This is a genomic window from uncultured Brachybacterium sp. (assembly GCF_947500705.1).
In the GTDB taxonomy this organism is placed as follows: Bacteria; Actinomycetota; Actinomycetes; order Actinomycetales; family Dermabacteraceae; genus Brachybacterium.
Genome location: NZ_CANMSY010000028.1, coordinates 1 through 554, shown reverse-complemented (window position 1 = coordinate 554; position 554 = coordinate 1). Strand labels below are relative to the sequence as shown.

Below are 554 nucleotides of genomic sequence, written 5' to 3'. Positions count from 1 at the left end.
ACGAGGCGGACGATCGCCTCGCGGGAGGGGAAGATGCCCACCGAGTCGGTGCGGCGGCGGATCTCGCGGTTCAGACGCTCGGTGGGGTTGTTCGACCAGATCTGGACCCACACATCCTTCGGAAACGCGGTGAACGCGAGGACGTCTGCGCGGGCGGCATCGAGGTGCTCGGCCACGGCCGGGAGCTTCTCACCGACGTAGTCCAGCAGACGCTCGAACTGCGCATTCACGGCCGCGGCGTCGGGCTGGTCATAGACGCTGTGCAGCATCGCTTTCACGGCTGGCCACATGCCCTTGGGGCAGATGCTCATCAGATTCGCGGCGTAGTGGGTGCGGCAGCGCTGCCAGGACGCTCCGGGCAGGTGAGCGGCGATCGCCTCGACCAGCCCCGCATGCGCGTCGGAGGTGACCAGGCGGACTCCGCCCAGGCCGCGGGCGACCAGGTCGGCGAAGAAGCTGTTCCAGGCCGCGCCGGTCTCGCTGGTCGCGACCCGGATGCCGAGGACTTCGCGGTGGCCGTCGCCGTTGACGCCGGTGGCGAGCAGGACGACGGC

Annotated in this window: 1 protein-coding gene; it reads right to left on the bottom strand. The window is 69.9% G+C overall.

Annotated features, from left to right (window positions below; translation table 11 throughout):
* Window positions 1-554, bottom strand: a 554-nt coding sequence (locus Q0937_RS17920) for an IS256 family transposase (RefSeq protein WP_299306370.1), incomplete at both ends; no start/stop codon positions are given.